Consider the following 5,556-nt stretch of genomic DNA (forward strand, 5'->3'; position numbering starts at 1 on the left):
CCCGCAGCACGTCGCGCCTCGACGACCTGCTTGGGTCTGATGACATCGACGCCGTCTATATCTCCACGACCAACGAGCTGCACCGCGACCAGGTGTTGGCAGCAGCAAACGCCGGCAAGCACGTGCTCTGTGAAAAACCGCTCGCGCTCACCTTGGACGACGCACGCGCCATGGTGGCGCGCTGCCGCGAACGCGGCCTCGTGATGGGCACCAACCATCATTTGCGCAATGCCGCGACGCATCGGGCGATGCGCGAGGCGATCAAGGCGGGCCGCATCGGGCGGCCGCTGTTCGCGCGCGTGTTCCACGCCGTCTATTTGCCGCCGCATCTGCAGGGCTGGCGGATCGACAAGCCGGAGGCAGGTGGCGGCGTGATCCTCGACATCACGGTGCATGATGCCGACACGCTGCGCTTCGTGCTCGACGATGAGCCCGTCGCGGTGACGGCGATGACCTCACAGGGCGGCATGGGCCGCGAAAACCTCGAAGACGGCGTGATGGGCGTGTTGCGCTTCGCAAGCGGTCTGCTCGCCCAGTGCCACGATGCTTTCACGACCCGTTACGCAACAACCGGCTTTGAGGTGCATGGCGACGCGGGTTCGCTGATCGGGACTGATTGCATGACCCAGATGCCGAAGGGCAACGTGATGCTGCGGACCAAGGACGGCGAGAGGCAGCTTTCGATCGCCCACGAAAATCTCTACGTCCGGTCGGTCCGCCTATTCCAGGACGCGGTGGCCGGCCGCGGGTCGCCCGCCGCGACAGGCGAAGACGGCATCAAGTCGCTTAGCGTCGCGCTCGCAACGCGCGAGGCGGCGCGAACTGGCCGCGAAACCGCCATTGATCTAAAAGTTTGAAGCACATGGCAAGACCAAGAATCCTCTCCGCGACCGAGGCCGCCCGCCTGATCGGCGACGACGCCACCGTGACCGTCTCCTCGTCGTCAGGGCTCGGCTGCCCGGAGGCGGTGCTGGCCGCGATCGGCGCGCGGTTCGATGCCGAAGGCCATCCGCGCAACCTGACCACGCTGCATCCGATCGCCGCCGGCGACATGTGGGGCATCAAGGGCATCGACCACCTCGCAAAGCCCGGCTGCCTGGCAAAAGTTCTGGCCGGCTCCTATCCCTCAGGCCCCTCCTCCGCGGAGCCGCCCGCGATCTGGCAGATGATCTCGGCCAACGCGCTGCCCGCCTACAACGTGCCGTCGGGCATCATGTTCGACATGCACCGCGAAGCCGCTGCAAAACGGCCGGGCGTGCTGACCAAGGTGGGCATGGACACCTATGTCGATGCCAGCCGCGAAGGCTGCGCCATGAACGCAAAAGCTGCCGCCGAGCCGATCGTGAGCCGGGTGAATTTTGCGGGCGACGACTGGCTGTTCTTCCCGGCGATCATTCCCGACGTCGCCATCGTCAGGGCCACCACAGCGGACGAGCGCGGCAATCTCTCCTACGAGCACGAGGGCGGCATTCTGGGGCCGCTCGACCAGGCGCTCGCCGTCCGCAACAATGGAGGACTGGTCATCGCTCAGGTCAAGCGGCTGGCCGCCGCCGGCTCCCTGCGCCCGCACGACGTCGTGGTGCCCGGCGTGCTGGTCGACGTCATCGTTGTGGCGCCTGAGCAGTTGCAGACCACGCACACGCCTTACGAGCCGGCCATTTCAGGCGAGATCTTTCGTCCCATCGCCTCGTTCGAGACGCCAAAGTTCGACGTCGGCAAGGCGATCGCACGGCGCGTGGCGATGGAGCTGCGCGACGGCGACGCGGTCAACATCGGCTTTGGCATTTCGGCCAACGTGCCGCGCATCCTGATCGAGGAAGGCCGCCACGGCGCGGTGACCTGGGTGATCGAACAGGGCGCGATCGGGGGCGTTCCGCTGCTCGATTTCCAGTTCGGCTGCGCCTCCAATGCCGAGGCCATCGTGCAGTCGCCGCATCAGTTCACCTATTTTCAGGGCGGCGGTTTTGACACGTCGCTGCTGTCGTTCCTGCAGATCGACCGTTTTGGATCGGTCAATGTCTCGAAGCTCGGCGCGCGTCCGCATGTGACTGCGGGGGCCGGCGGTTTTGTCGACATCACCGCGCGAGCCAAACGCATTGTCTTTTCCGGCTACTTCACCGCCGGTGCAGGTCTCGAGATCGAAGGTGGCGCGTTGAAAATCGCCAGGGAAGGCAAGGTCAAGAAGCTGGTGGGCGAGGTCGAGCAGGTGACGTTTTCAGGCAGCCGCGCGGTCGCGCAGGGCCAGGAGATTCTCTACGTCACCGAGCGCTGCGTGCTGCGGCTCGAACGTGACGGCGTGACCATCACCGAGATCGCGCCCGGCGTCGACCTGCAAGCGGATGTGCTGGCGCAGGCCGAGTTCCCGCTCAAGGTTGCGCGCGAGTTGAAAACCATGGCGGCGGCGCTGTTCCGTCCCGAACCGATCGGCCTTGAACTGCGGAGGGCGTCTTGAGTCCATTGGTCGAATTGACTTTCGAGGGGCCCGTCGCGCAGATCGTGCTCCGCCGCCCCGACAAGCTCAACGCGCTCGACCGCGACATGGTCGATGCACTCGCCGAGGCGGCGCGGACCATCGAAGCCTCGCGCGAGACCCGCGCCGCGATCCTCACGGGCGAGGGCAAGGCGTTTTGTGCCGGCGGCGACATTGCGGCCTGGGGCGGCCTGCCAGCACTGGAAATGTGGCGCGACTGGACCCGCAGCGGCCACCGCGCTTTCGAGGCATTGGCGCGGCTCCGCGTGCCGCTCATCGCAGCCCTCACCGGCCATGCTTTTGGCGGCGGGCTGGAGCTTGCGGCGGTCGCGGATGTCCGCGTCGCCGAAACCGGCATCAAGCTTGGGCTGCCGGAAACCGGGCTCGGCATGATACCCGGCTGGTCGGGAACGCAGCGCCTGGTGCGCCGTTTCGGTGCCTCGGTCGTACGGCGAATGGCGCTGACCGGACGTCTGTTCACCGCTGAGGAAGCCTGCGAACTCGGACTCGTCGACGAGGTGACCGCGCCAAACGAGGCACTGCCGCGTGCGAAAACGCTGGCGGGCGATGTCGCGGCGCGCGGTCCGCTCGCCGTGCAGATGGCCAAGGCCATGATCAATGCGGCCGAAGGCGAGGACCGTGATGCCCCGATCGAAGGGCTCGCCGGCGCCCTGACGGCCATGACTGACGATCTTGCCGAAGGGGTCGCCGCCTTCAAGGGCAAACGTGCACCGCGCTTTGTCGGGCGCTAGAAGAATTCTTCACGCTACCTTGCGACGAGGCGCAACGATGATGGAAATTCAGGAGCCGCTCGACTAGGCTTCTCGCGACGGAGCCGGACCGTTTCCGGCAACAAGAACCAAAACGGGAAGGAAACGCGTATGAAATTCGCGAAATCGCTGGCCTCGACGGCCCTCGCCGCCGCAACGATCGGCGTGTTTGTGCCGGCCCATGCGGCCGACGTCAAGGAAGTGCAGATGCTGCATTGGTGGACCTCCGGCGGCGAGGCGGCAGCGCTCGACGTGATCAAGCAGGCGGTCGCGAAAAAAGGATTTGCCTGGAAGGACGTGCCGGTCGCCGGCGGCGGCGGCGGCGCGGCCATGACCACGCTGAAGGCCAATGTCGCGGCGGGCAATCCGCCGACCGCTTCGCAGATCCTCGGCTATTATGCGCTCGAATATGGCGAGCAGGGCTCGCTCGCCGACATCTCCTCGCTGGCGACGAAGGAGAACTGGGACAAGCTGATCCCGGCGCCTCTGCAGAAATTTGCCAAGATCAACGGCAAGTGGGGCGCGGTTCCGGTCAACATCCATTCCGTGAACTGGATCTGGCTGAACAAGGCCGTCATGGAGAAGGTCGGCGGCACCGAGCCAAAGAACTTTGATGAATTTGTCGCATTGCTCGACAAGGCCAAGAAGGCCGGCATCATTCCGCTCGCCCTGGGCGGCCAGCCCTGGCAGGAAGCGACAATGTTCGACTCGATCGTCGCCTCAACCGGCGGCACCGATTTCTACAAGAAGGCCTTCGTCGACCTCGACGAAAGCGCGCTGAAGTCGGACACCATGAAAAAGGCGTTCGACAACCTTGCCAAGCTCCGCGACTATGTCGATCCGAACTACGCCGGTCGCGACTGGAACCTCGCCACGGCCATGGTGATCAAGGGCGATGCGCTGGTGCAGGTGATGGGCGACTGGGCCAAGGGCGAGTTCGCCGCGGCCCACAAGGAGGCCGGCAAAGACTACTTGTGCTACCGCTTCCCGGGTACAGACGGCTCGGTGTTTTATAACAGCGACATGTTCGCGTTCTTTAAGGTGCCGGCCGACCGCCAGGCTGCGCAACTCGCGCTGGCCGAGGTCACCATCAGCCCCGAGGTGCAGTCCGCGTTCAACGTCATCAAGGGCTCGGTGCCGGCGCGTCTCGACGTCTCCGACGCCGCCTTCGACATGTGCGGCAAGAAGGGCATCGCCGACGTCAAGGCCGCCAACGCGAAGGGCACGTTCTACGGCTCGCTGGCGCAAAACTATGCCCAGCCGCCGGCCATTGCCACGGCCTATTATGACGTCGTGACAAAATTCATGCACGGCGGCATCAAGACGTCCGACGTCGCGGTGACCGAACTCGTCAAGGCGATCAACGCGGCCAAGTGAAGATCAAGTAGCGGTTCGAGAGCCCCTCTCCCGTTTCGCGCGACACGTGAAGCGGGAGAGCTAAAGCCATCGTACGCGTCGCTTCCGGAGGTTACGCATGACCACGATGACCGAACGCGAGTCCGCGACCGCGCTGGCCGAGCGTCACACCGGTCCGTCGCTGCGCGGCCGTTTCCAGGACTGGCTGCCGCGGCTCGTCCTCGCGCCGTCATTCCTGCTCGTGCTCATCTTCGTCTATGGCTTCAATCTCTGGACCTTCTTTCTGTCGTTCACGAATTCGAAAGCATTCCCAACCACCAACCTGATCGGCTTCACCAATTATCTGAGGCTCTGGAACTGGACCTTTGAGACCGATCCGCCCTCGAACTGGTACACCGCGCTGGTCAACATGGGCCTGTTCGGCGGGCTCTATATATTCTTCTGCCTGTTCCTTGGCCTGCTGCTGGCCATCCTGCTCGACCAGAAAATCCGCGGCGAAGGTATTTTGCGGCCGATCTATCTCTATCCGCTGGCGCTGTCCTTCATCGTCACCGGCACCGCCTGGAAGCTGTTTCTCGATCCGCGCATCGGCCTCGAAAAAGCCGTGCACGACTGGGGCTGGACCAGCTTTCATTTCGACTGGGTCGTCAATCCGCAGATGATGATCTATTGCGTCGCCATCGCCGGCGTCTGGCAGACCTCGGGTTTCGTCATGGCGATGTTTCTCGCCGGCCTGCGCGGGGTCGACGGCGAGATCCTGAAAGCGGCGATGATCGACGGCGCCTCGACCTACCAGACCTACCGCCGCATCGTCATCCCGATCATGCGCCCGGTATTCTTCTCGGCGCTGATCGTGCTCGCGCACATGGCGATCAAGTCCTACGACCTCGTGCTATCGGTCACCGGCAAGAACCCGGGCGGCGCGGCGGAGCTGCCGTCCACCTTCATGTACTCCTACAC

General features: G+C 64.5%; 5 protein-coding genes. All 5 read left to right on the plus strand.

Annotated features, from left to right (window positions below):
• A partial coding sequence (locus JOZ76_RS02055) for a Gfo/Idh/MocA family protein (RefSeq protein ID WP_291696968.1) occupies window positions 1-857 on the plus strand: 857 nt, incomplete at its 5' end.
• 5 nt (window positions 858-862) lie between these two features.
• On the plus strand, window positions 863-2,452 hold the full coding sequence (locus tag JOZ76_RS02060; RefSeq protein ID WP_291696969.1) for an acyl CoA:acetate/3-ketoacid CoA transferase: 1,590 nt from the start codon (window positions 863-865) through the stop codon (window positions 2,450-2,452).
• Entirely contained in the window at window positions 2,449-3,222 is a 774-nt protein-coding gene (locus JOZ76_RS02065) for an enoyl-CoA hydratase/isomerase family protein (protein ID WP_291696970.1), read from the plus strand. The genes JOZ76_RS02060 and JOZ76_RS02065 overlap by 4 nt, the downstream gene beginning before the upstream one ends.
• Window positions 3,223-3,351: 129 nt before the next feature.
• Window positions 3,352-4,617 (plus strand): ABC transporter substrate-binding protein, encoded by a 1,266-nt coding sequence (locus JOZ76_RS02070; protein WP_291696971.1) that lies wholly within the window; start codon window positions 3,352-3,354, stop codon window positions 4,615-4,617.
• A 97-nt stretch (window positions 4,618-4,714) separates the two neighbouring features.
• Window positions 4,715-5,556 (plus strand): carbohydrate ABC transporter permease (locus JOZ76_RS02075; protein WP_291696972.1); only part of this gene is annotated, 842 nt, incomplete at its 3' end.

Source organism: Bradyrhizobium sp., from assembly GCF_019244115.1.
Classification (GTDB): Bacteria; Pseudomonadota; Alphaproteobacteria; order Rhizobiales; family Xanthobacteraceae; genus Bradyrhizobium.

Bases quoted from the DNA above. Each gene is read 5' to 3' on its own strand.
- JOZ76_RS02060 (WP_291696969.1), top strand. From the start codon at position 863: ATGGCAAGACCAAGAATCCTCTCCGCGACCGAGGCCGCCCGCCTGATC.
- JOZ76_RS02070 (WP_291696971.1), top strand. From the start codon at position 3,352: ATGAAATTCGCGAAATCGCTGGCCTCGACGGCCCTCGCCGCCGCAACG.